Below are 24845 nucleotides of genomic sequence, written 5' to 3'. Positions count from 1 at the left end.
CGTGATCGGAGATATGTATCAGAGACAGTGTGAGGCTGGGGCGGGTGTGGCTGCGCGGGATGTGTTGCGGTCGCGTGAGGCTGGGGCGGATGTGGCTGCGCAGGATGCGTTGTCGGCGCCCGAGGTTGAGCCGGATGTAGCGGTTCAGGACGGTTTGCCGTCGCGTAGGGCTGGTTCGGGTGCGATGTCGCGGGATGCGTTGTCGTCGCACGGGGCTGGGGCGGGTGAGGCGGCGCAGGGCGCGCCGCTGTCCCGCGAGACCGGGTCGGGTGCGCTTACGCAGGGTGTGCCGTTGCCGAGTAGGGCTCGATCGGCTGCGGCTGCGGGGGATGCGTTGCCGTCGCGCGAGATTGAGTCGGATGAGGCGGCGCCGGGCGTGCCGCTGTCGCGCGAGGCCGGGGCGAGTGCATCCGCACGGGATGCGTTGCTGTCGCGTGAGGCTAAGTGGGATGTGGCTGCGCGGGATGTGCGGCCGTCGTCCGAGGCGCAGTCGGATGTGGTGGCGCAGGGTGGTTTGCCGTCACGTAGGGCTGGGGCGGGTGAGGCGGCGCCCGGTGCGCCGCTGTCTCGTGAGGGCGGGTCGGGTGCGCTTACGCAGGGTGTGCCGTTGCCGAGTAGGGCTCGATCCGCTGCGGCGGCTGCGCGGGATGCGGTGCCGTCGCGCGAGATCGAGTCGGGTGAAGTAGCGCAGGGTGTGCCGCTGTCGCGCGAGGCCGGGGCGAGTCCGACGGCGCGGGATGCGTTGTCGTCGTCGGAGGTTGAGCCGGATGCGGCGGCGCGGCACGGTTTGCCGTCGCGTAGGGCTGAGTCGGGTGCGGAGGCGCCCGGTGCGCCGCTGTCTCGTGAGGTTGGGTCGGGTATGGCTGCGCGGGATGCGTTGCCGTCGCGTAGGGCCAGGTCTGGTGAGGCGGCGCAGGGCGCGCCGATGACGCGCGAGGCCGGGGCGGGTACAGCGGCGCGGGATGAATTGCCGTCGTCCGAGGTTGAGTCGGATGCGGAAAGGTTGTCGTGGCGTAGGGCTGGTTCAGGTGCGGTCTCGCGGGATGTGTCGTCGCGTGAGGCTGGGGCGGGTGAAGTGGTGCCGGGTGTGCCGCTGTCGCGTGAGGCTGAGTCGGGTGCGGCGTCGCAGGATGGGCTGCCGTCGCGTGGGGTCGGTTCGGGTGCGTTGTCGCAGGATGGGCTGCCGTCGCGTGGGGTCGGTTCGGGTGCGTTGTCGCGGGATGCGTTGCCGTCGCGTGAGACTCGGCTAGGCGAGGCAGCGCCGGGCGGGTTGTCGTCGCATAGGGCTGAGTCGGGCGAGGTGCCGCAGGGCGTGCCGCTGTCGCGTGAGATCGGTTCGGGTCCGGCGGCGTGGGAGGTGTTGCCGTCGCGTGAGACTGGGCTGGGTGAGGCAGCGCAGGGTGGGCTGCCGTCGCGTAGGGCTGGGTCGGGTGCGGAGGCGCAGGGCGTGCCGCTGTCGCGTGAGACTGGTTCGGGTCCGGCGGCGTGGGAGGTGCTGCCGTCGCGTGAGGGTGAGTTGGATGCGGTGACGCAGGGCGGGCTGCCGTCGCGTGAGGGTGAGTCGGGTGCGGTGGTGGAGGGTGGGGTGCCGTTGCGTGAGGTTGGGGTGGGTGCGGCGGCTCGGGGTGTGGCGGTGTCGGATGACGCTGTGGTGGGGGGAGTTGTGGAGGATGTGCCTCGGCCTTTGTTGGCGCCGATGCCTCGGCCCTCGATGAGGGTGGAGTTCGCGGGTACCACGGTGCCGGGGGTTCCGTTGGCGCCGGGGCAGGAGGGGCTGTGGGAGCGTAACCGGACCGATCCGGAATCCGGTGCCGATACGGTGTGTTTCGCCGTGCGGCTCGGTGGGCGGATGCAGGTGGAGGCGTTGCAGGTGGCGGTCGTCGACGTCATCGAGCGACAGGAGACGCTGCGTACTGCTTATCCCGCGGTGGACGGTGTCGGGTATCAGGTCGTGCTGCCGCTGGACCATGTGCTCGCCGACCTGATCCCGCAAGAATTGGCCGAATCCGAACTGGCGGACTGGCTCACCGAATTCGCCGGTCTCACCTTCGATGTGACTGCCGAGATTCCGGTGCGGATCGCGATCGCGGAATTCGCACCGGACGACTACGTGGTCGCGGTCGTGGCGCATCGCATCGCGGCCGACGCGGCCAGCGCGACGCCGTTCCTGCGCGATCTGGCGATCGCGGTTCTGGGCCGGCGCAACCGGGCCAAGCCGCGCTGGACGTCGCTCACGGTGCAGTACGCCGACTACACGCTGTGGCAGCGGGCCGTACTCGGCGAGCAGTCGGATCCGCAGAGCGGTGCGGCACGCGAGATCGCCTATTGGCGTGAGGTTCTGGCGGATATCGGGGACGGCCTCGCGCTGCCCGCGGACCGCCCCCGCCCGGCCGTCGTGTCCGGACGCCGCGCGCGGTACTCCTTCACCGTGAATGCGGACGTGCGTGCCCGGCTCGTGCGATCGGCCGCGGACGCGACACTGTTCACGGTGGCGCATACGGCGTTCGCGGCGCTACTGGCACGACTGTCGGGAAATGCCGACATCCTCGTGGGGGCACCGGCCCCGGGGCGTACCGCACACGAACTCGACGGTGCCATCGGGCTTTTCGAGAATCTCGTGGCACTGCGTACCCGGGTCGAACCCGCGCTGTCGTTCGCCGATCTGCTCGAGCGAGTGCGCGTGGACGACCGGAATGCCTTCGCGCACGCCGAATTGCCGTTCGAGCGGCTGATCGAGGCGTTGGATCCGGGCCGCTCGCCCGGACATCCGGCCTGGTTGCGCGCGGCGCTCGAGGTCCGGGGCAGCGACTCCTCGTCGCTGACGCTGCCCGGACTGTCGGCCGTCGCGGTCGAATTCGACGGTGCGTCAACCTCATTCGATGCGAGCGCGCCCTTCGATCTGGCGCTGACCCTCACCCCGCGCGCGGACGGCGCCGCCTCGGGCGACCTCGCGGCCGTATTCACCTATGCCACGGATCTGTTCGACGAGATCACGATCGCGGGATTCGCCGAGCGGCTGGTCCGGCTGCTGGCCGAGGTCGCCGACGATCCGTATCGGCCGATCGGCGACATCGATCTGATCCAGCCCGAGGAGCGGGTACGAATTCTGCGGGACTGGAACAACACTCGCTATCCGGTCGAACCCGGACTGCTGCTGGACGGCTATCGGGACGCGGTGCGCGACCATCCGCGATCGGTCGCGGTGTCGTTCGCTGATACCGAACTGACCTACGCCCAGTTCGACGCCCGGGTCAATCAGCTGGCGCGGCTGCTGATCTCCCGCGGTGTCGGGCCGGAGGCCGTGGTGGGCCTGGTGATTCGTCCCTCGGTGGATCTGCTGGTCGGCATGTACGCGATCCTGGCCGCGGGCGGCGCGTACGTACCGGTGGATCCGGAGCATCCCGCGCAGCGGATCGCGCACATCCTGACCATCGCCCGCCCCGTCTGCGTGGTCACCACGGTCGCGGATTCGGTTCCGGTGCCGCGCGATACGCAGGTGCTGCGGCTGGACACCATGGACCTGAGCGGTTTCGACCCGAGCCCGGTGCATCCGCACGAGCTGACGCGCCCGCTGCGCCCCGGCAACCCCGCCTATGTCCTGTTCACCTCGGGTGCGACCGGGCTGCCCAAGGGCGTGGTGGTCTCGCATGCCGCCATCGACCACCAGCTCGAATGGATGCTCGCGGCCTATCCGCTCGGTCGCGACGACGTGTATCTCCAGCTGACCCCGGCTACCTCCGATGCCTCGCTGTGGGGGATGTTCCTGCCGCTGCGGGTGGGCGCGACCCTGCGGCTGGCCACGGCCGAGGGCCGTGTTGACTCGCTGTACATCGCGGAAACCATTGCTACACACGGGATTACCGTCACCGACTTCGTGCCGTCGGCGCTCGCGGTGTTCGCCGAGCGGACCGCGCCGGGCATCTGCCCGGCGCTACGCGAGGTGTTCGTGATCGGCGAGGCGCTCTCGGCCCAGACCGTCGCGGCGATGCGGCGGATCAGCGGGGCGCGGGTGCACAACCTGTACGGTCCGGCCGAGACCACGGTATCGGTGACGTATTGGCCCGCGGTCGGCGCGGACGACGCGAATGTGCCGATCGGCCTGCCGCAGTGGAACACCCGGGTCTACGTGCTGGACGACCGGCTGCGCCCGGTGCCGGTCGGCGTGCCCGGTGAGCTGTACCTGGCCGGTCCGCAGCTGGCCCGCGGATATGTCGGAATGCCCGCGGCGACCGCGGAGCGCTTCGTCGCCGATCCGTACGCCGACGGCGAAGACGGCGCCCGGATGTACCGGACCGGTGATCTGGTCGTCTGGCGGGAGGGCGCGGGTGAGCTGCCCGCCCGCCTGGATCACCTGGGCCGCACCGATTTTCAGGTGAAAATTCGCGGACATCGGATCGAACTCGGCGAGATCGAATCGGTGCTGCGGGCACAGGCCACGGTGCAACGGGCCGTGGTCGTGGTCCGGGACCAGCAGCTGGTCGCCTACGTGACGCCCGAGCCGGGTAAGGCGATCGCCGTCGATCGGCTCGCCACCACGATCTCGGAATCCCTTTCGGCGGAGATGATTCCGTCCGTCATCGTCCCGCTGCGAACACTGCCGCTCACCGCCGCGGGCACGGTCGACCGCCGCGCACTGCCTGATCCCGGCCAGGTGGCCGAGACGGCGTCCGTCGCCGAGAACCCCGCCGTCGAGGAGCCCGCGAAACCCGGCTGGACCGATCCCGCGGGGCCCGTGGCCGATACGACGCAGGACAGCGGCCCGGGTACGACGGAGTATCAAGACTCGAGCCGCCCTACGCTCGCGGACACCGCGTTCGGCATCCGGAACCCGGCGCCTGACTCGGATGCCTCTCCCGATCCGGAGGGCGGGCCGGTGCCCTCGTGGGAGTCGCAGCCGCCCGAACCCCTTCCGCCGCGGGACTCCCCGCAGGCCCGTCCTGAGCTGCCGTCTCGGCGTCGGGCCGCAGTGCGCGAGGCAGTGGATCCGGATGTGCGGTCCGAGCCGACGCGGTCGGCGATGTGGACGCCGCCGCCCCCGGCAGGAGCCGCATCGCAGGCGCGACCGCAGTGGTCGTTGCAGCGAGATCCCGAGGAGCGGCAGCATCGTTCCGAACCGATGCGGGAACAGAGCCCGTGGGACCACCCTGAGCGGTTGCGGGCGGATCAGGAGCCGGAAGCCGAACAGCAGTTCCGGGCGGTGGCGCTGTCCCCGGCACAGGAACGGCTGTGGCTGCTGAATCAGGCGGATCCGGTTGCCGCGTCACAGCTTCCGGCGGCCTACCATCTGCCGTTCGTGCTGCGGCTCACCGGCAGCCTGGACATGGACGCCCTCGGCGTGGCACTGGAGGACGTCGTCCTGCGGCACGAGGTGCTGCGCACTGTCTATCCGGAAATGCCCGGGGAAGACGCGAATTCACTGCACACCGTGCCGAACGTGTTGCCCGCGTTCTCATTGACACCGCTGCTCGCGCAGCAGATCGCCGTGCACGATGTCGCGGACGCCGTGCACGAACTGGCCGCCGAACCGTTCGAGCTGACGGTCGAGCCGCCACTGCGAGTGCGGCTGTTCGAAATCACCGATCTGGCGCCGGGTTCGCGGCGCGAGTACATGCTCGCCGTCGTGGTGCATCACATCGCGGCCGACAGCGCCTCGCTGGGCCCGTTCGCCCGTGACCTGCTGGTGGCCTATGCGGCGCGGACCGGCGGCCGGGCGCCGCAGTGGACGCCGCTGCCGCAACAGTATTCGGATCACGTGCACCGGCAGCGGGAGCTGCTCGGGTCCGATGAGGACCCCGATTCGCTTGCCGCTCAGCAGGTCAAGTTCTGGCGTCGGGCATTGTCCGCGCTGCCGGAGGTGCTGGAGTTGCCGCTGGATCGGCCGCGGCCGGCCGTGGCGTCACTGGCGGGCGCGCGGACGAGCGTGCACATCGATGCGGACACACACGCCGGACTGCTCGCGATGGCCGGGGCGTCCGGTGCGACGCTGCTCACCGCCGTGCACACGGGTCTTGCGGTATACCTCGGCCGGATCACCGCCGCGGCCGATATCGTCGTGGGCACGCCCGCGCCGGGTCGCGAAGCGGGGGAATTCGACGATGTGATCGGACCCTTCGTCAATACGGTGGTGCTGCGCACACACCTGGCACTGGGCGAGTCCTTCGCCGATCTGCTCGTTCGGCAGCAGCGGACGCACGAGAATGCCTTCGCACATGCGGACTTCCCGTTCGCGCGGCTGGTCGAGGTGCTCGACGCGCAGTGGACCAGCTCACACCATCCGCTGTTCCAGGTAGGTGTGGCGCTGCGGACCCCACCGCGGCTCGGCGCGGGTCTACCCGGCCTGACCGTTGAAGATCTGGACGTGGACCTCGGAGTCTCGCGGTTCGATCTGGACCTGAGCGTCAGCGAAACCTACGACGCGCAGGGCAATCCGTCCGGCATCCAGGGGTACATCACCTACGCCACCGACCTTTTCGACGCCCCGCGCGTCGAACGGCTCGCCGCGGGCCTGACCGAGCTGCTGGCCACGGTCGCCGCCGATCCCGCGATTCCCGTGGGCGCCATAGGAATCGACGGCGGCGTGCGAGAGCCGAGGCTGTCGAATCCGCTGATCGACGATCGGCCCGAATACCCCGGCCACCACGAGCCGGACGCCGACGACGGATACGAGGATTCGTTCGCCCGATCCGATCGAGACGAGGCCGCGGCGTGGGATGCAGCGCCGCACCAGGATTCCGGCCACTGGGAGCCCGCTGTCGAGGCCGCCACATGGGATGCCCCGGCTCCAGCGGCGTGGGAGCTTCCGGTTGTCTCGCACGAGGATTCCGGCAGCCGCGAGTCCACTGCCACGGGTCACACCGGATGGGTCGCCCCGGAGGTGACCGATACCCGGGCGGCGGATACCGATGACGCGGGACTCGTCGACGTGCGGACCCTGGCCGCGGTGCTGGACGATGCCGCGGAACTCGCCCCGCACACGGTCGCGATCGTCGCCGATATGCCCGATGACGGCGGCACAACGGAATTCACGCTCGCCGATCTGGACGCGCGCGCCAATCGCCTGGCGCGGTACCTGATCGCCCTCGGCGTGGGACCGGAATCGCTGGTGGCGCTCGCCATGCGCCGTTCGGTGGGCCTGGCCGTCACCGTCTACGCGGTGGCCAAGGCAGGTGGCGCGGCCGTGTCGATCGATCCGTACCGGCCCGCCGACCGGAACCGCGAGATCATCGCGGCCGCCGATCCGGTGTGCGTGCTGGTAGACGCGGATTACCCGTTCGTCGAATCCACCGGCACCGACAGGGATAACGAGGCGCCCACTCAACTGCTCGTTCCGATCGGTCGCCCGCCGGTCCGCCGGTCACATGGCCAGCCCGCGATCGTGCGGGTCGACAGGCTGGATCTCGACGGTGTGCCGGACCATCGGCTCACCGATGCCGAGCGCATCGCGCCGCTGGAGGCGCGGCATCCGGCGTGGGTGATCTTCCCGGCGCCGGGTGCTCGAGTGGTCGTCACCCATGAGGGCGCGATCGGCCAATTGGACGGCAGTGTCACCGAATTCGGGCTCGACGCCGCTCGTCGCAGGCTGCTACGGTCGGTGTCGGCATTCGACACCGAGCTCTGGGAGTTCTGGTCGGCGCTGTCCGGAACGCCGGTGCCGCTGGCCGCCGAACCCGCACGGCCGCGCACACTTCCGGAGCTGATGGCCTCGGCCGTGGCGGCCAACCCCGCCGGTCCGGCCGTGGTCTTCCGGGGCCGCAGCTTCACCTACGCCCAGCTCGACGTGGCCTCCTCGAAGCTCGCGCGGCGACTGATCGAGCTCGGCGCCGGCCCGGAGACGTCGGTGGCCGTGGCGATCCCGCGCTCGCTGGAGGCACTGGTCACGGTGTGGTCGGTGGCCAAGACCGGTGGGGCGGCGGTCCCCATCGAGCCCACGCTGCCCACCGAGCGGATCGCCGATCGGATGTCGGATTCCGGTGCGGCCCTTGGAGTCACGGTCCGCTCCGCGCTCTCCGGGCTGCCGGGACCGGGTGACGACTGGATCGTGCTCGACGAGCCCGGCTTCGCCAGGCAGGTCGATGCCCAGTCGGGCGCGCCGATCTCGGATGCCGAGCGAATCACCTCGCTGCGCCCGGACGACGGTGCGTACGTGCTGTACGGTCCCGGCGAGGTCGACCACGGTCAGGGCGCGGTGGTCGGCCACGGGGTGCTGGCAGATCTGGCCCTGCAGGCCGAACACTATCGGCTGCAGCACGATTCGCGCATCCTCGCGCTCGCCTCGCCGTCCTCGGACGAATCGGTGCTGGAACTGCTGCTCGCGCTGGGCTCGGCCGCGGCGCTCGTGGTGGTACCCGCGGGTCTCGACAGCGGACCGGAGTTGTCCCAGCTGATCCGTTCCGAGCGGGTGACCCACGCGTTCGCTCCTTCCTCGGTGCTCCGGTCGGTAGACCGGGACGCCCTGTCCCAGCTGGACGTGATCATCACCGATACGGCAGACGGGGCAGAGCAGGAGCTGGAGCCGGGGCGAGACTGGGGGCAGCAGTCGGACAACGTATCCGATCCGGCTGTCGCGGAGCAGATCTCGCCGGAATCGCCGTCCTGGACCGAGAAGCGGTTCTCGGTGGAGCAGGAGTCGCCCTCGTCCGAGCCGTCCTCCTCGCCCGAGGCGCCGATGCCCGAGGACTCCATGACCCCCGCCGAGCGGATCATCGCCGAGGCCCGCGACAAGGCGAGCGCCTTGGCCGACTTCGACAGTGCCACAGTCTTGTCCACATGGCAGCAGGGTTCTGGTCGAGGCGCGCAGTTGCCGTCGCGGCGACCGGCTCCGGCGGACACCGTGTCCTCGGATTCGTATGATTCGTCCGATAGACGGTCGCCTGTCTCCGCGGATCCGCGTGAGATCGCCGCCCCGTCGGGTCGCGATCCGCACCTGGACGATTCCGCCGAACGAGCCCGCCCCGAGTTCGGCGGACGCGCACCGGATTCGGCCACCGCCGACGGATCGTCCGGCAGCGGACTCGGTGTCGTCGCCGAAATTCCCGGAGCTCTCCCGTTGCTGCCGAGGGCGATTCGGCTGCTGGGGAACAATTCGTCCGGACGCGAATATCGAGCCGTGGCCCTGGATGTTCCGGAGGACTGCCCCGCCGAACGGGTCGGCACGGCAGTACAGGCGGTGCTGGACTGCCATCCGCTGCTGTCGGCGCGGCTGGTGGCGGTCGATGGGTCGCTCTGGACACCGACATTCGCCGGGTCGGCTCGGGATGCGCGCCTGATGCCGGCGGATACGCCCCCCGAGGCGCTGCTGCGGCGGTTCGCACCCGGCCAGGACGCCGCGGATGCGGCGGTGCGAGCGCTGAGCGCCGAACTGGATCCCGCGCACGGCCGCCATATCGTGTTCGGCCTCGTCGCCACGGATTCCACACAGGCGCATTCGGCCACTCTCGTTGCCGTCGCCAACGGGTTGATCGTGGACGACGCGTCCTGGCGGATCCTCGTGGACGACCTGTCGACCGCCTGGTCGGGCGGACATATCGGTACCGACGACGAGAACACCCCCGCCGACGCGGTCCGCGCGCTGGCCGCGCGCGCCGCGGAGGGTTCGATACTCGATGAAATACCCTGGTGGCAGCGGACACTCGCCGGCGTACCGGACGAGTTGCAGCTCGACGGCGTGGATCTGACCGTCCGCGGCCGGGTCTCGCTGGTGATCACCGCCGAGGGGGCCGACGCGGTCAGCACGGTCGCCACGGCGTATCACGCGGATGTCGAGGACGTGCTGCTGGCGGCTCTCGCACTGGCCATGGCACAGCGCACCCGGGCGGCCGAGACCATCGGCTCGCTCGTCCAGCTGCCCGCGGACGGCCGGTCCCTCGCCGGATCCGACTCCGGCCGTGTCGTCGGCGGATTCACCGCCGCCTACCCGCTGGCGCTCGGCCTGGACGGTGTCGACGTCGAGGATGCGCTGACCGGTGGCCGGGCGGCGGGCGCGGTCATCGCCGAGGTGAAGGAGCGCCGCCGGACGGTGCCCACGGGCGGCGTCGGTTACGGATTGCTGCGTTACCTCGCAGCACGCGACCCGGGCGGCGACGCGCCGCTGTCGGCAATGGCGCGCGGCCGTACCGCATTCCACTATCGCAATCTGCGTCCCGCGCGCGCCTACCCGGACACCCCGGCCGCGGATCTGTTCCTCGATATCACCATCGATGCCACCGAGGAGGGCCTGCTGGCCCGATTCGACTACGCGTCGGCGGTGCTGGACGCCGAGGAGGTGCGCGAACTCGCCGGGTACTGGGTTCGCGCCCTGGGCGGGCTGGCCGAACACGGAACCCGCTCGGACGCCGGTGGTTTCACCCCGTCGGACTTCCCGGTGACACCGTTGTCCCAGGCCGATCTCGATCGCCTGCGGCGCCTGTATCCGGAGATGACCGATATCCGCCCGCAGACGCCCGCGCAGGCTGACCTGCCCGATCACGGCCTGCCGTCGACGCAGTTCGCGATGGATCTGCGTGGCGCCCTGGACGATCGGCGACTGCGGTTGTCCGCGCAGGCCGTACTGAACCGCCACGAGGGCCTGCGGGTGGTGCTCGAGGAGATCGGCGGCGTCCGGCGGCAGATTCTGCTCGAGTCGACCGATCTATCGTGGCGGACGGTCGATTTCAGTGACCTGGATCCGGAAACCGCCGTCGAGGAACAGGATCGGTATCAGGATGCCGAGCGGGTCGCGCCGTTCGACGAGGGCGCCGTGCCGCTGCTGCGGATGGCCCTGCTGCGTTCCGCACCCGATTCGCACCGAGTGCTGATGACGGTCCATCCGTTGTTGCTGGACGAGCGGTCGCTGCGCCTGGTGATGCGGGATCTGCTGACCGCCTATGTCCGCGGCCCGCGCTCGGATCAGCTGCCCGTGGTGTACCCGTACCGGTCTTTCCTGGACTGGCTGGCGACCGAGGATCGGCACGCCGCCAGCGCGTTCTGGAACGCGACCCTGTCCGGGTATCACGCTCCGGTCCTGCTCGCCGATCGCGGTCGTGAAATCACCGTGGCCACGGCGGGTATCGAGGTCGGCGGCATCGAGTCGGTCGAGATCACCGAACTGGCCGTCCGTCTGGGCGTCGCGCCGCACACCGTGGTGCAGGCCGCGTGGGGCCTGCTGCTGGGGCGCATCGCCGGTCGAGGCGACGTGGTATTCGGTGTCGCCGTGCACGGACGACCCTCGACGCTGCCGTATTCGCACGCCCTGGTCGGCCGTTTCGGCGGTGTCGTGCCGGTCCGGGTGCGCCCGGTCGAGACCGAATCCGTGCGCGAGCTGCTGCTGCGGTTGCAGGCCGAGCAGGCGCGCCGCTCGGACGACCGCTGGCCGGACCTGCACGGTATTCGCGAATCACTCGGCCTGGACCGGCTTTTCGATTCGGTCGTGGTCTTCCGTGAGGACGAGGCCGATCTCGCGGAGTTGGCCGGTGTCACCAATGTCGTGCGCGTCACCGCCGTGGAATCCGCGAGTGCGTTCGGATATCCGATCATGGTCGAGGTCGACGCGGACGGGCCGCTGCACATCGTTCTGCACTATTCGTCCGGCGCGGTGAGCGAATCGGTGGCCGGTCAACTGGCATACGGACTTTCGGCGCTGATCCGGCAAATCGTCGATACGCCGGAGATATCCGTGGCCGAGCTGGATCCGCGAGTCGGGGCCGCCCCGACCGACCTTCCGGCGGCCCGGTGAGAAGCCGGGGTGAAATCGATTCGGACACCGGGGATCCGGCATGATGGTCCGATCGTATGAACGATTGCCGGGGCTGCGCCCGAGGCCGTATGGTCTGGAGTCGAACACTCGACCGGCTTCGGGGGCCGGCGCGACCGCGTGATGCGAAGTATCTACCGATAGTGAAGGTGTGAATAGTGATTCGTCGATATTTCCGGCGTGGCGCGCGAGGCCGTTTTTCCCGGGGCGCCGCAGTTCTGGCGGCCACGGGAATTCTTGCCGGTGTGCTGTCGGGAGTCGGCGCGACCACCGCGACAGCCGACGACCCGATCATGACATCCAAGGCCCTGCTCGCCGATCCGACCTCGCCTGACGGCTCGCATATCACCAGGGCGACCTATACCGACAACCGCAGCATCCGCCTGTACGTGTACTCCGCGGCGATGAAGCAGACCTATCCGGTCGACGTGCAGCGCCCGGCCGACGCCTCGGTGCCGCGTCCGACGCTGTACCTGCTCAACGGCGCGGGCGGTGGCGAGGACACCGCGACCTGGGACCACAACACCAATATCGTCAGCGGTTTCCTGGGCAACAAGAACGTCAACGTGGTCCAGCCGATCGGCGGCGCGTGGAGTTACTACACCGACTGGATCAAGCCCGACCCGCGCCTGGGCGTCAACAAGTGGAAGACCTACTTCACCGAGGAGTTGCCCCCGCTGATCGACGCGGCGCTGGGCACGAATCACGTGAACGCCATCGCGGGCCTGTCCACCTCGGGCACCAGCGTGTTCAACCTGGCGATCACCAAGCCGGGCCTGTACAAGTCCGTCGCCGCCTACTCCGGTTGCGCGCAGACCGCCGATCCGGTCGGCCGCGAATTCGTCAAGCTCACCGTCGATGTCTGGGGCGGCGGCAACGTCCTGAACATGTACGGTCCGGACGGCGCGCCGGCCTGGACGGCGAACGATCCGGTGGTCAACGCCGACAGGCTGCGAGGGCTGAACCTGTACATCTCCTCCGGCAACGGCCTGCCGGGCCAGTACGACACCCTCAACGGCAAGTACGCGCTGCCCGGCGCCTACGGTCTGGCCAATCAGCTCATCATCGGCGGTGCGATCGAGGCGGGCGTCAACTACTGCACCCACAACCTCCAGCACAAGTTGGATTCGCTGGGTATTCCGGCGACCTACAACTTCCAGCCCGCGGGCACTCACTCCTGGGGGTACTGGCGGGAGAACTTCGTGCGGTCCTGGCCGGTGCTCGCGCGCGGCCTGGGGATCTGACCTGGTGCACCACCGAATCCCGACCGCCCCGGCCGCCTCGCGCGCCGGGGCGGTTCTGTGTTTACGGACACGCTATGGAAAAAGTTCGGTGACCCGTAAACTTGTTCCATGAGTACCGCGATCGCCGCCCCGGCGTCCGCACTGCGCCGGATGCGATCGGCGTCATTGCTGCTGGGCCCCGCGTTCGTCGCCTCGATCGCCTACATGGACCCCGGCAACGTGGCCTCGAATGTCAGTGCCGGCGCCAAGTACGGATATCTGCTCGTGTGGGTTGTCGTGCTGGCCAATGTGATGGCCGCGCTGGTGCAGTACCTCTCGGCGAAGGTGGGCCTGGTCACCGGCCGCTCGCTGCCGGAGCTGATGCGCGACGCGGCGGGTCGTCGCACGCGGGTGCTCTACTGGGCGCAGGCCGAACTGGCCGCGATGGCCACCGACCTGGCCGAGGTGGTCGGCGGCGCGATCGCACTGCAACTGTTGTTCCGGCTGCCGCTGCTGCTGGGAGGCGTGATCACCGGGGCGGTGTCGCTGGCGCTGCTCGCCGTCCAGAATCGGCGCGGGCAGCGGGCCTTCGAAGGGGTGATCATCGGATTCCTGGCGATCATCTCGATCGGATTCGTGGCCAGCCTGATGATCTCACCGCCGCCGCTGGGCGCCGCCGCAGGCGGGATGCTGCCGCGCTTCGCGGGCGCCCAGAGCGTGCTGCTGGCCGCGGCGATCGTCGGCGCGACGGTCATGCCGCACGTGATCTACCTGCATTCGGGCATGTCCAGAGACCGCCACGGCCACCACGAGCCCGGTCCGGCGCGCGCGCGGCTGTTGCGCGCCAACCGGTGGGACGTCGGCATCGCGATGGTGATCGCCGGGATGGTGAATCTGGCGATGCTGCTGATGGCCGCGCACACCTTGAGCGGCCGCCGCGATATCAATACCATCCAGGACGCCTACCACGCGGTGCACGCCTCGCTCGGCGTGACCGCGGCGCTGCTGCTGGCGATCGCGCTGCTCGCCTCGGGGCTGGCCTCGACCTCGGTCGGCGCGTACGCCGGAGCGATGATCATGGACGGCCTGCTGCGCCGGCGGGTCTCACTGCTCCTGCGCCGCCTGGTGACGTTGATTCCCGCATTGGTCGTCTTGGCCGTGGGGTTCGATCCCACCCGGGCGCTGATCGTGTCCCAGGTCGTGCTCTCGTTCGGGATCCCGTTCGCCCTGATCCCGCTGGTCCGGTTCACCAGCGATCGAACCCGGATGGGCCCGGACGTCAACCACCGCGTCACCACCGCGATCGCCTGGGTGGTCGCGGCGATCATCACCGCCCTGAACCTGTTCCTGATCTGCCTCACGATCTCCGGTCAGGGCTGAGCCCGGTTACCCGCTGCGCTCGGCGCTGCGCCGATACCCCCTGATCGCGGGATAGGCGAAGATGACGATCGCACCCAAGGTCCAGGCCAGGGTTTTGAGCAGCGGCACGGCGACCGGGCCGTCCCAGCACAGGCCCTTCATCGCGTCGATGGCCGTGCTCATCGGCTGATTCTGCACGGTCTTCTGCAACCAGGACGGATACGCGTAGACCGGGACGAATCCGGAGTTGAAGAACATCAGCAGGGTGTTGACGATGCTGACGATATTCACCAGCAGCACCCCCTCGGAGACCGTCGCCAGCGCGGTCACCAGTACCGCGAACGCGACTCCGAACAGCACCGGCAGCGCGATCAACGCCAGCGCGGCCAGGGGGCCGTTCCAGAATCGGAAGCCGATGCATACTCCGATGACGATCACGAACAGCGTGGTGATCAGTACCCGGATCGCCTCGGCCAGCAGTCGTCCGGTGAGGCCCGCGGCCCGATGGATCGGCATCGTCCAGAATCGGCCGAGCAGTCCGGTGGCCTGCTCGGTTTTGAATCCGAGCGCGCTGACCACCGCCCCCGACATCGCCGCGACCAGCGTGATCATCGATACCGAGCCGTACACGCTGGGCGCGCCGGTGGCCTTGTCGATCGTGGTGCCCAGCACGACGTGCAGCATCAGCAGCGTCAGCGCCGGATAGATCAGCGTCTGAATGGTGGTCGCGGGATCGCGTGCCCACGTCACCAGCAGGCGCTTGCATTCGATCAGGCTGTGCTGCACCAGCGCGGCGGGCGCGCGCTCGGAGCGCAGCGGGACCCGCGGCAGCGCCGACTGCTCGCTGGGCGCCCAGGCGGTCTCTACAGCAACACTCACTACCTATTCCCGCCTCATACTCGCCCAGATCGCCAACGGTACGAAAAAGACCGCCAGCCCGCACAGCCACACCAGCGGCACCCACGCCACATGCCAGCTCACACCGCCCGAGGCCATATCGCGCAGGGCGAAGGAGAACTGCGAGATCGGCTGATTGCGCACGAACGGCCGGATCCAGGCCGGAAAGCTCGTCTCCGGGACGAACCCGCACGACAGCATGCCGAAGATCAGCGTGGGCAGCGTCAGCGCCTGACTGAGCGACTGGGGGTTCTTGGTCAGGCACCCCAGCGCGTCGGCCCCGATGGCGAGCACCGTGCCCACCGCCACCGAACAGACGCAGAACAGCACGGACTGCAGCACGCTCGAATGCAGCCGGAAACCGATCACGAGGCCGAAGACGAGCGCGGCGATCAGCGAGGTCACCGAGCGCACCAGTCCGGCGGACAGGCGTGCGGCCAGCGGGACCAGGCGGCCCACCGGCATGGTCTGCATGCGGGTATTCAGGCCGGTGGCCGTCTCGAACGCCGCGATCTGCGCATTCGACATCATCGTGAACGACATGGTCTGCAACACGATGATCGGCATCACGAACTGCCCGTAGTCGATGCCCTCGATCTTCATCACCCACCGCAGCGGCAGATAGAACCCGAGCGTGAACACCAGCGGTGCGACGATCGCGATGACCAGTTCGCCCTTGACGGCCATCGTCCGCACAATCCGTCCGGTCAAAGCCCGCCACTGGCCGAATTGGGACAACCGGGTGGCCGGTACGTCGGCGAACAGCCCGATGCTCTCCCGTGTGAGGTCCTGTTCCGTGGAGCCGCTCGTGGTGACCGCCGTCACTGCTGGCCGCCCGAATGTCCGGTGATGCTCAGGAAGACGTCGTCGAGCGAGGGGCGGCGCAGTCCGATATCGGCCAGTTCCACCCCGGCCGCGTCGAGCCTGCGCAGCGCCTCCGACAGCGTGGCGGCGCCGTCCGGGGCCGGGATCGAGATCCGGTCGGCGGACGGATCGGCGCGCACGGTCTCGGGCGCCAGCTCGCCGAGTGCGTCCAGGGCCGCGCGTACCTTGCTCGGGTCCAGCGGCACGATCTCGCAGTAGCTGCCGCCGGTCTTCTCCTTGAGTTCGTCGGCGGTGCCCTCGGCGATCACGGTGCCTCGGTCGATGACGATGATGTTGTCGCTGAGCACGTCGGCCTCTTCGAGGTACTGCGTGGTCAGCAGCACCGTGATGCCCTGCTGTTTGAGCGCGTTCACCAGGTTCCACACGCCCTGGCGGCTGCGCGGGTCCAGGCCGGTCGTCGGTTCGTCGAGGAAGACGACCTCGGGCCGCACGACCAGCCCGCAGGCGATGTCGACGCGCCGGCGCATACCGCCGGAGTATCCGCCCACCGCGCGCCGGCCCGCGCTGACCAGGTCGAACTCCTCGAGCAGCGTGTCCGCGCGCCGGCGCGCGGCCTTCTTGCTCAGGCCCATGAGCCGGCCGAACAGTTCCAGGTTCTCCCGCCCCGACAGGTTCTCGTCGAGGGCCGCGTACTGCCCGGTCATCATGATCGAGCGGCGTACGGCGGCCGGATTGTGCACGACGTCGTGCCCGGCGACCGTCGCGGTGCCGGAGTCCGGGCGCAGCAGGGTGGACAGGATCTTGATCGTGGTGGTCTTGCCCGCGCCGTTCGGGCCGAGGATGCCCAGCACCGAGCCGCGCGTGGCGGTGAAGCCGACGCCGCGTAGCGCGTGCACCTCACCGAAGGATTTGTACACATCGATGACCTGGACGGCCGGTTCTGATCCCACCGCCGGGTCGGGCGGTGGGGTGTTATCCATGTCCAAGCTCGGCATCAACTCTCCACTGTGGCCGGGGCGGCGAGACGGATTGTCCGGATCACCCTGTGCGTGCGTCCCGGGTTGATGATCCCTTTCACCGGGGGTGATGTTACTGGTTGGGGGTGGGGCGTTTGCGAGGGCCGAGAAAGTGAAACGCGAGCTAGTCTGTATTGCCCGGGGTGGATTCGGCCGATCGGGTCTACTGTAGAACAGCCAAAGGTTGTGGCGTTACTCACAATTCGGAAAACCGACCGGTACGAGTACTGGTTGGTGCAGGTCCCGGCCTCCCTGGCCGGCGGAACCGCCTCGCGCGCAATGATGCGTTTGTTGTCCGGCGGGCGCAGCCGCCAATAACCTGGCGAGGGAGCATCCGCCAGCGAAGAGGTGAAGCGATGGCAGAATTTGCCCATTCCCGTTCGACCGAGGTTACCTCGGCGGCATTGACTTCCTTCGATCCACGGACCGGCGAGGTCGTCGGCGATTACGCGGTGTTGGGGCCGGCCGAGGTGGCGCGCACGATCCAGGCCGCCAGATCTGCCGAGACATGGTGGGCGGAACTGGGATTCGCCGGGCGCAAGCGGTGGCTGCTGGACTGGAAACGTGCGATCTCCCGGCGCGCGGGGGAGCTGATCGAGCTGGTCTGCACCCAGACCGGCAAACCCTCGGTCGACGCCGCCATCGAGGTCATGCTGGCGCTGGAGGCCCTGGACTGGGCCGCGCGGAACGCGGAACGCGTCCTGGGTCGGCGGCGCCTGGACGTCACCTGGTTCTCCCGCAATCAGCGGGCCTCGCTCGGCTATCTGCCACTCGGCGTGATCGGTGTGCTCGGGCCCTGGAATAATCCGGTCTCCACGCCGATGGGATCCATCGCGTATGCCATGGCCGCGGGAAATGCCGTGGTGTTCAAGCCCAGTGAGCTGACCCCGGGCGTCGGCGTGTGGCTGGCCGAGAGCTGGCACCGGCTCGCGCCGAATCAGCCTGTGCTGCAGGTGGTCACGGGTGACACCTCGACGAGTGTGGCGCTGTGCCATGCCAAGGTCGACAAGGTCGCCTACGCCGGATCGGATGCCGGTGCGCGCGAAGTGATCTCACTGTGTGCGCAGAATATGACGCCGGTGGTCATCGAGCGCACCGGTAAGGGCACGATGATCGTCCAGGTGGACGCGAAGCTCGACGAGGCCGCGGAGGCGGCGGTATTCGGTGCGATGGCCAACGCCGGGCAGAACCACGCCGGTATCCAGCGCGCGTATGTCGCCGAATCGGTGTTCGAGGCGTTCCTGGACAAGGTCGCCGCCCGCGCCCGGGTGTTGCGACCCGGCGGCGACAAGCGCGCCTCCTACGGTCCGATGATCATGGAATCCCAGGTCGAGGTGGTGCGCAGGCAGGTCAAGGACGCTATCGCGCGGGGTGGGCGCGCGGTGGTGGGCGGCATGGAATCCATCCGCGAGCCGTATATCGAGCCCATCGTGCTGGCCGAGGTGCCCGAGGACAGCCTGGCGATCACGGGTGAGGCGGTCGGCCCGGTGCTGATCGTGAACCCGGTGGCCACGATGGACGAGGCCGTGGATCGCATCAACGCCGCCGAGCACGGTATGGCGGTCGCGGTGTTCACCCGCGATGTGCACGAGGTCCCCGAACTCGCCGAACGCATCAGAACCGGTGTGGTGACGATCAATTCGTCGATGGCCTACGTCGGTATCCCGGCCATGCCCTTCGGTGGCCTCGGCGAATACGGTCAGGGGCATACGCACGGCGAGGCGGGCCTGCACGAATTCAGCCGCACCCTCGCCATCGCGCACAAGCGCCGCCGCGCACCGGTCGACCTGACCACCTTCGACCGCACCTCGCGCGGGGTTAGCCTGGCCAAGACGCTGTTCCGCCTGCGCCACGGATGACGGAGTTTCTTCGTCGTCCCGGGCTTCTTCGTCGTCCCGCCGCGCTGATTCGGAAATAGGTGCCACTGGGACAGGTGGTGCGGGTGAGACATTTCCAGCCGTCAACAGGCTCTCGCGCAGCGGGAGACAGGCTTTTGGCCGGGGTCCACTACGCGTGAATGGATCCCGGCCAAAACGGGATGACGAAGGTGTGAGCCGGGCCGACAGAGGTTGTGCCGGGGCGCTGCGGGATGGCGGGGTGAGTGCCGAGTTGACGAGGTTCAGTCCGCCGCAGGGGGTTCCGAGCCGAGTAGCACGACCTTCATCAATTCGTGCATGCGGGAAAGGCTTTCGGGGCGGCGGTCGAAGCGCATGCGGCGGCCCACGTCGACCACCTGGGCGATGGCGGCGTGCACGCGGAAGCGGGACTCGGCGGGTTCGTCGTCGAGCAGGTTGGCCCACTCCAGGACGTTCTGGCGCTGCACCGCGCGCAGCTTGTGCTGTTCCGCCGCGGGCAGATTCGAGAATTCGGCGAAGTAGACCGGCAGGATCTCCGGCATCGCGAAGGTGAGCCGGGCGAACCGGTCCGCGATGCGCAGCGCGGCGTCGGCACGGCTGCTCGCCTCGGACAGCGCCTCGGCGTTCGCGATCGCCACGCGCTCGCCGGTCCGGTGGAACGCCGCCGCCAGCAGGTCCGACTTGCTGGGGAAGTACCGATACACGCTGGAGGCGTTGATGCCGACGGCCGCGCCGATCTCCTCGATGCTGGCCTCGTGATAGCCCTGCCGTCCGAAGATCCGGATCGCCTCGGTGAGCAGCTGTTCGCGCTTGGAACTCAGCGGCAGGCCGCGCACCGGCTCCTCGGGCGCGGGGCGCACCGGAGCCGGGGGCAGCTCGGCGCGCAGGATCGACCACGAGACGGCCAGCAGCAGGTCGGTCAGCCGGGCGGTCGACAGGGTGGTGCGGTGCAGGGTGATGCTGCCGATCGCGCCGAGTACCCCGGTGCCGAGCAGCACGACGTCGGTCCGGTCGGCCTCGGGCCGCAGCGCGGCGATCGCGTCCTCCATCGTCGCGTGCAGGCCCCCGTAGATGACCTTGATGCGGGCGCGGTCATCGGGCTCCAGATAACGGCGCTCCCAGCGGTACAGTCCGCCCTCGCGGCGCACCTCGATGGTGTGCTCGGCCAGTGCGCGGACCAGCGCGGTGAGCCTGGATTCCGGATCCAGTCCGGGATCGTCGGCGGTGCGGGCGGCGTCGAGCAGCAGTTGCGCTCCGCCCTCGGCCGCGGCGACGAGCAGGGCGTACTTGTTCTTGAAGTGGCGATACAGTGCGGGGCCGGAGATCCCGACCTCGGCGGCGATCTCGTCGACGCCGACCGGGTGGTAGCCCCGCTCGCTGAACGCCCGGGCCGCGACCCGCACGATCTGTTCCTTGCGGTTCTTCGGCCGTCGCGCGACGGGGCGCTGGGCCCCCGCTCCGTCGGGTCGCGCGGAAGCGAGCCCGGACTCGCTGCGATCCGCGACCATGTACGTCTCCTTCTGCCCGTGCCGCCGCCTGTTGACAGCGCCACACCTATCACCTTAAGTTAACCACAATTCGCAATGGTAACCCTCATTCCGAACCGCGCGGTCAGTGCCGACGCCCTACCTGGGAGTAGTTATGAGCAACGCCGAATCCCCCGCCAGTGGCCTGAGTGTCGTCCAGGACGGGCGGGTGCTGCGGGTGACCATCACCAATTCCAAGCGCAAGAACGCGATCAACTACGACACGATGGTCGCGCTCGGTGACGCGTTCGTGGGCGCCGCGCAGGATGGCAGCGTACGCGTCATCGTGCTGACCGGCGAGGGCGATGATTTCTGCACGGGTGCGGATCTGTCGGGCGTCGTGTCCGAGGCGCAGCGTGGGATCACACCCGAGATGACGATGGACGCGGCGAATCGGCTGGTGAAGGCGATCGTCGACGCGCCGGTTCCGGTCATCGCGCGTATCCGCGGCGCGGCCGCGGGCATCGGCGTCGCGCTGGCGGTGGCCGCGGATCTGACCTATGCCACCGAGGACGCGTATCTGCTGCTCGCCTTCGTCAACATCGGCCTGATGCCCGACGGCGGCGCGGCGGCCATGATCGCGGCCGCGGCCGGGCGCGGGCTCGCCGCACGAATGGCGCTGCTGGGCGAGCGGTTGCCGATCACCGAGGCGGTCGCGTGCGGAGTGATCACCGGCGTGCTGTCCGAGGCGGAATTGGACGCGACCGTGGAGGGCGCCGCGGCGAAGCTGGCGGCCGGCCCCCGCCGCGCGATCGAACTCACCAAGCGGGCGCTGAACCAGGCCACCCTGACCGCACTCGATACGGCGCTGGCCACGGAGAAGACGGGGCAGGCCGAGCTGTTGCAGTCCCCGGACTTCCTCGAGGGTGCGACCGCCATGCTCACCAAGCGCAAGCCGGTGTTCGCGGAGTAGATCCGTCCTGGCGCTGCATTCTCGTGCCTCGATGGTCTGGAAACCGGCGGTTCGACGCGATTAATGCAGCGGCAGGCCGGGGTGCGGAGAATTTCTGGGATGCCGCCCGGCCGGATATGCCGCGTTGCGGCGAACGGTGTGCAACATCCGGATGATCCCGTGCGGGAGTCGCACGATACTGTGACCGCATGGCTTACCTGGTTATCGGGGCAACTGGGTGCATCGGTCGATATCTCGTCCCAGAGTTGCTGAAAAGTAGCGAAGAAGTGCACGTGCTGGTGCGGCCCGGCGCGGAATACGCCTATCGATTCGATCGGCGCGCGCGGGAGTGGTGCGGCGGCGATCGGGTGCGGCCGGTGCGCGGAGACCTGGCCGAGCGGGGCCTGGGCGTCGACTCCGATTGGGTTGCGGCGCATCGGGGTTCCATCGATCGGGTGATCAATCTGAGCGCCGGATTCGATGTCGCGGAGTCCGGCAGGGGTGGCGCCGCCGGGCACGGGACCCGCCAGGTCATCGACGTCGCCGAACGGCTGGAGGCCGGTGCGCTGCACCATATTTCGAGTGTGCGGGTGGCCGGATCGGCGGCGGGGATGTTCTGCGAGGACATGTTCGACGTCGGCCAGTCGCTGAGTGCGACGCAGCGGGCGATATTCGAGGCCGAGCGGGCCGTGCGGGAGGAGTGTGCGGTGCCCTGGCAGATCTACCGGCCCTCCATCGTGATCGGCCATTCCCGCACCGGTGAGATCGATCGGATCTGCGGGCCGTATTACTTCTTCCGGCTGTTGCGGATGGCCGCGCAGCTGCCCCGGATCCTGCCCCTGGTGGTGCCGAAGCTGGGCGAAACCAATATGGTCCCGGTGGATTTCGTGGCCCGGGCGCTGGACCATATCGTGCATCGTCCCGTGACACCCGGCGCGACCTTTCATCTGGTCGACCCGCGTCGGCAGAGCACCGCCGAGGTGCTCAACCTGTTCGCCGACGAGGCCGGAGCTCCTCATCTGCTCGAGGCCATGCCTCGCCCGACCCACGAGATGATGCATCGGCTGCCCGGCGTCGGCTGGGCGCTGTCGCACCTGGGTGTCCCGCGAGAGGTGCTGGAGGACAACGAATTCTCCTGCTGGTTCGACAACCGCAACACCGCCGCCGCCCTGGCCGGTACCGATATCCGTGTACCGCCGTTGGTCGCCTATGCGCCCATCATCTGGAAGTACTGGGCGGAGAACTGGGTCTGACGGCTACCGCGACAGGTGGTCCGGTTCGGTGGCAGGGCGGTATTCGTAACCTACCCAGCGGTTTCGGTTGGTAAAGCCGACCAGGTCGAAGCGCCAGTGGAAGGGCCAGGTGCGGGCGACGGTCATGAACAGCACCGAGGCCAGGGCGGCGAAGTCGTCGTGCGCGGACAGTAGCGCGCGCTGCTGACGCGGGGAAGCGGTGAAGAACGCGTCGAACATCGAGATCGACTGCTCGGTGGTCAGCCGCCCCATCCCGTAGACCCCGCGCATGCGCATCCAGTACACCAGCCGTGCCTGCCACGGCCACAGCGCCGGCACCGGATCGCCGCCCGTGCGCAGCGCGTCGATCGCGGTGTCCACCAGGGCAATCGAGTCGGCCACGCTGTAGCCGGTGCACGGGTGCATCATGCCGCCGCGGGAGCCGAACGGGGTCGGCGCGTCGCCGTGACCCCGCAGGTGCGGCGGCGGCTGGTCGAGGGGATAGTGCGCGGCCTCGGTGTGCTCGTCGCCGCGCAGCCGGATACCGTGCGCGGCAAGCCGGTTCAGGGTCCGGCGACGTAACTCCCGCTGCGGCATACCGCCGCGCAGGCCCAGGCTCGTCTCCTCGAAGATCACCGTGCCGTCGCCGAGGGGCACCGAGTACAGGAACGACGGTGGTTCGTCCGGACCCGCGCCGTTCTCGTCCCGCCAATCCAGCAGCAGCCCTTCACCGTCGGCGACCATCGGCGCGGCGATCTCGGCGTCCACGAAAATCCCGTGCGCGCTGGCGGTGCGCCGAGCACCCGGGGCGGGCAGGCCCCGGGTATCGAAAACCGCGGCGGCCGTGAGACTCGTCCCGTCGTTCAGTTCGACGGCGTGTGCGTCCACCGCCGTCGCCCGCCCGGCGATGACGGTCGCATCCTCCAGCGGAAGCGCCTCGCGCAGCCCGTGTTTCGACAGCACGCAATACGGCCGCTCGATGCGGTGCTCGGACTTCGCCCACACCGTCGGCGCCTCGATACGCTGCGCGATCGCACTGCGCGGCAACCACCCCGGCAGCTCGTCCACCCAGCACGAGAACGTCGGCCCCCACGGCCGCTCAGGCCGCGGATCCACCGCCACCACCCGCATGCCCGCCCGCACGGCCCGATGCGTCAGCGCCCACCCGGTGGGCCCGAGCCCGACCACGCAGAGATCGGCTTCGACACGATGAGCACTCATACGTCTCATTCAATCAGCCGCGCGCCGCACCGTCGCCGCACGCTACTTGGGAGTGATCCAGGTCGTTATCTCGGCGTGGACGACCTCCACGCCGCGCTTGTCGTAGATCGAGACCGGGATGGTCAGGTCGCGGCCCTCGGTGATCTCGGTGAAGTCCGGGATCTCGGGGAGTTCGGCGACGGCGCGCAGGCTCGACTCGGCCTTGGTCAGGTACTGGACGTTCATGCCCTTGGGGATCCAGCGGTGGGTGGTCGGCACGGTGGCCTCGCTGAGCATGCCCATCGCCACCTCGGCCAGGTTGCAGGCCGCGATCGCGTGGAAGGTGCCCAGGTGGTTGTGGATGCCGAACCACTTGGGCGCGGTGACCTCGCACAGACCCGGCTCGAGCCGCACCACCGTCGGCAGCACCGTCCCGAAGTACGGCACTCGCGCCACCATGCCGAGGGAGAACAGGGTATGCCCCAACCGATTGGCGGGCAGCCGCTTCCAGCCGCGATAGGTGCCGCTCTCGTTCGTCATATCCTCATCTTACTCGGCGGTAAGTTCGGCGTGCATCCAGCAAGAGACAGAACCCAGGCGATTTGCCTGATCATCTGGTGTTGCCCGTAGGGATAGCCTGTCGATTCGGTGACGACCGTCAGCCGGTTGCGGCGGTCGCGTGCGTGCTACGGCGGGCCACGCCGTGACTGGCAGCTCGGTCCCGGGTGATCTGGTTCAGGGGCGGCGTCGTGTCGGCGCCGATGGTTTCGACGCTCATCGGGCGACTGTTCGTCCGGGTGACAAGAGGACTCGAGGACCTGAGAGTCTGCCGGGGACGTGGGGCAACCGTGATACTCACGCCGATCGATCGCGGGTACCCGGAGGTGGTCCGGGTGGGCATCACCCGTGTGGGGGAGAGGGGATCACCTTGTGCGGTGATGAATTCGGTGGTGGATCGTTTCTACGATGGGGGCGTGACCGAGCGGGAGACAGCTGTGAACAAGGGAGTTCGGCTGTGATGACCGGGGGGCGCGCTGCGCTGCGCCGGGTGATCTTCCTGATGGCGGTGGTGGGGGTGCTCGCGTTGGGTG

At 69.0% G+C, this 24845-nt stretch carries 12 protein-coding genes; 6 read left to right on the top strand and 6 right to left on the bottom strand.

Going from position 1 to position 24845, the window contains the following annotated elements; genetic code table 11:
* Window positions 1-1312 precede the first annotated feature (1312 nt).
* The 3 genes from JZ791_RS46315 to JZ791_RS36415 all read left to right on the top strand — a co-directional run bounded on the left by JZ791_RS46315 (window position 1313) and on the right by JZ791_RS36415 (window position 14331).
* A complete protein-coding gene (locus tag JZ791_RS46315) occupies window positions 1313-11710 on the top strand; it encodes an amino acid adenylation domain-containing protein (protein ID WP_308163309.1) in 10398 nt (3465 codons plus the stop codon).
* A gap of 266 nt (window positions 11711-11976) precedes the next feature.
* Window positions 11977-12972 (top strand): alpha/beta hydrolase, encoded by a 996-nt coding sequence (locus JZ791_RS36420; protein ID WP_254206923.1) that lies wholly within the window; start codon window positions 11977-11979, stop codon window positions 12970-12972.
* Between the two features lie 108 nt (window positions 12973-13080).
* Window positions 13081-14331, top strand: coding sequence for an Nramp family divalent metal transporter (locus JZ791_RS36415; protein ID WP_216901237.1), 1251 nt, complete (start codon window positions 13081-13083; stop codon window positions 14329-14331).
* Window positions 14332-14337: 6 nt separating this feature from the next.
* On the opposite strand, the gene JZ791_RS36410 is transcribed toward JZ791_RS36415, so the two are convergent.
* From JZ791_RS36410 to JZ791_RS36400, 3 genes are read right to left on the bottom strand one after another with little or no spacing between them, the layout of a single operon-like run.
* Complete coding sequence (locus JZ791_RS36410; RefSeq protein ID WP_216901236.1) at window positions 14338-15189, bottom strand: ABC transporter permease; 852 nt, start codon at window positions 15187-15189, stop codon at window positions 14338-14340.
* Between the two features lie 3 nt (window positions 15190-15192).
* Window positions 15193-16032: an ABC transporter permease gene (locus JZ791_RS36405; RefSeq protein ID WP_438804592.1), complete on the bottom strand. Its 840-nt coding sequence runs from the start codon at window positions 16030-16032 to the stop codon at window positions 15193-15195.
* Window positions 16029-17027 carry an ATP-binding cassette domain-containing protein gene (locus tag JZ791_RS36400; RefSeq protein WP_254206920.1) on the bottom strand — a complete coding sequence of 333 codons (999 nt, stop codon included), beginning with the start codon at window positions 17025-17027 and terminating at the stop codon, window positions 16029-16031. The genes JZ791_RS36405 and JZ791_RS36400 overlap by 4 nt, the downstream gene beginning before the upstream one ends.
* Before the next feature lie 377 nt (window positions 17028-17404).
* Here JZ791_RS36400 and JZ791_RS36395 point away from each other — a divergent pair, with 377 nt between their 5' ends.
* Window positions 17405-18907 (top strand): aldehyde dehydrogenase family protein, encoded by a 1503-nt coding sequence (locus JZ791_RS36395; RefSeq protein WP_216901235.1) that lies wholly within the window; start codon window positions 17405-17407, stop codon window positions 18905-18907.
* A gap of 260 nt (window positions 18908-19167) precedes the next feature.
* Here JZ791_RS36395 and JZ791_RS36390 read toward each other — a convergent pair whose 3' ends face one another.
* Entirely contained in the window at window positions 19168-20412 is a 1245-nt protein-coding gene (locus JZ791_RS36390; RefSeq protein WP_216901233.1) for a TetR/AcrR family transcriptional regulator, read from the bottom strand.
* Window positions 20413-20545: 133 nt separating this feature from the next.
* On the opposite strand from JZ791_RS36390, the gene JZ791_RS36385 reads away from it, so the two are divergent.
* On the top strand, window positions 20546-21343 hold the full coding sequence (locus JZ791_RS36385; protein ID WP_216901231.1) for an enoyl-CoA hydratase: 798 nt from the start codon (window positions 20546-20548) through the stop codon (window positions 21341-21343).
* Window positions 21344-21531: 188 nt separating this feature from the next.
* Window positions 21532-22575, top strand: a complete 1044-nt coding sequence (locus JZ791_RS36380; protein ID WP_216901229.1) for an SDR family oxidoreductase — start codon at window positions 21532-21534, stop codon at window positions 22573-22575.
* Window positions 22576-22578: 3 nt separating this feature from the next.
* On the opposite strand, the gene JZ791_RS36375 is transcribed toward JZ791_RS36380, so the two are convergent.
* Window positions 22579-23775, bottom strand: coding sequence for a lycopene cyclase family protein (locus tag JZ791_RS36375; RefSeq protein ID WP_308163307.1), 1197 nt, complete (start codon window positions 23773-23775; stop codon window positions 22579-22581).
* Between the two features lie 42 nt (window positions 23776-23817).
* Window positions 23818-24294, bottom strand: coding sequence for a hotdog fold domain-containing protein (locus tag JZ791_RS36370; RefSeq protein ID WP_216901225.1), 477 nt, complete (start codon window positions 24292-24294; stop codon window positions 23818-23820).
* Window positions 24295-24845: the final 551 nt, after the last annotated feature.

Origin of the sequence: Nocardia alni (assembly GCF_019038435.1) — a bacterium.
Classification (GTDB): domain Bacteria; phylum Actinomycetota; class Actinomycetes; order Mycobacteriales; family Mycobacteriaceae; genus Nocardia; species Nocardia alni.
This window is presented reverse-complemented; position numbering and strand designations above follow the sequence as displayed.

What these genes read in the sequence shown, in the direction of transcription:
- JZ791_RS36385 (WP_216901231.1), top strand. Translation starts at nt 20,546, where the DNA reads ATGAGCAACGCCGAATCCCCCGCCAGTGGCCTGAGTGTCGTCCAGGAC.
- JZ791_RS36415 (WP_216901237.1), top strand. Translation starts at nt 13,081, where the DNA reads ATGAGTACCGCGATCGCCGCCCCGGCGTCCGCACTGCGCCGGATGCGA.
- JZ791_RS36390 (WP_216901233.1), bottom strand. Translation starts at nt 20,412, where the DNA reads ATGGTCGCGGATCGCAGCGAGTCCGGGCTCGCTTCCGCGCGACCCGAC.
- JZ791_RS36380 (WP_216901229.1), top strand. Translation starts at nt 21,532, where the DNA reads ATGGCTTACCTGGTTATCGGGGCAACTGGGTGCATCGGTCGATATCTC.
- JZ791_RS36370 (WP_216901225.1), bottom strand. Translation starts at nt 24,294, where the DNA reads ATGACGAACGAGAGCGGCACCTATCGCGGCTGGAAGCGGCTGCCCGCC.
- JZ791_RS36395 (WP_216901235.1), top strand. Translation starts at nt 17,405, where the DNA reads ATGGCAGAATTTGCCCATTCCCGTTCGACCGAGGTTACCTCGGCGGCA.
- JZ791_RS36375 (WP_308163307.1), bottom strand. Translation starts at nt 23,775, where the DNA reads ATGAGTGCTCATCGTGTCGAAGCCGATCTCTGCGTGGTCGGGCTCGGG.
- JZ791_RS36400 (WP_254206920.1), bottom strand. Translation starts at nt 17,027, where the DNA reads ATGCCGAGCTTGGACATGGATAACACCCCACCGCCCGACCCGGCGGTG.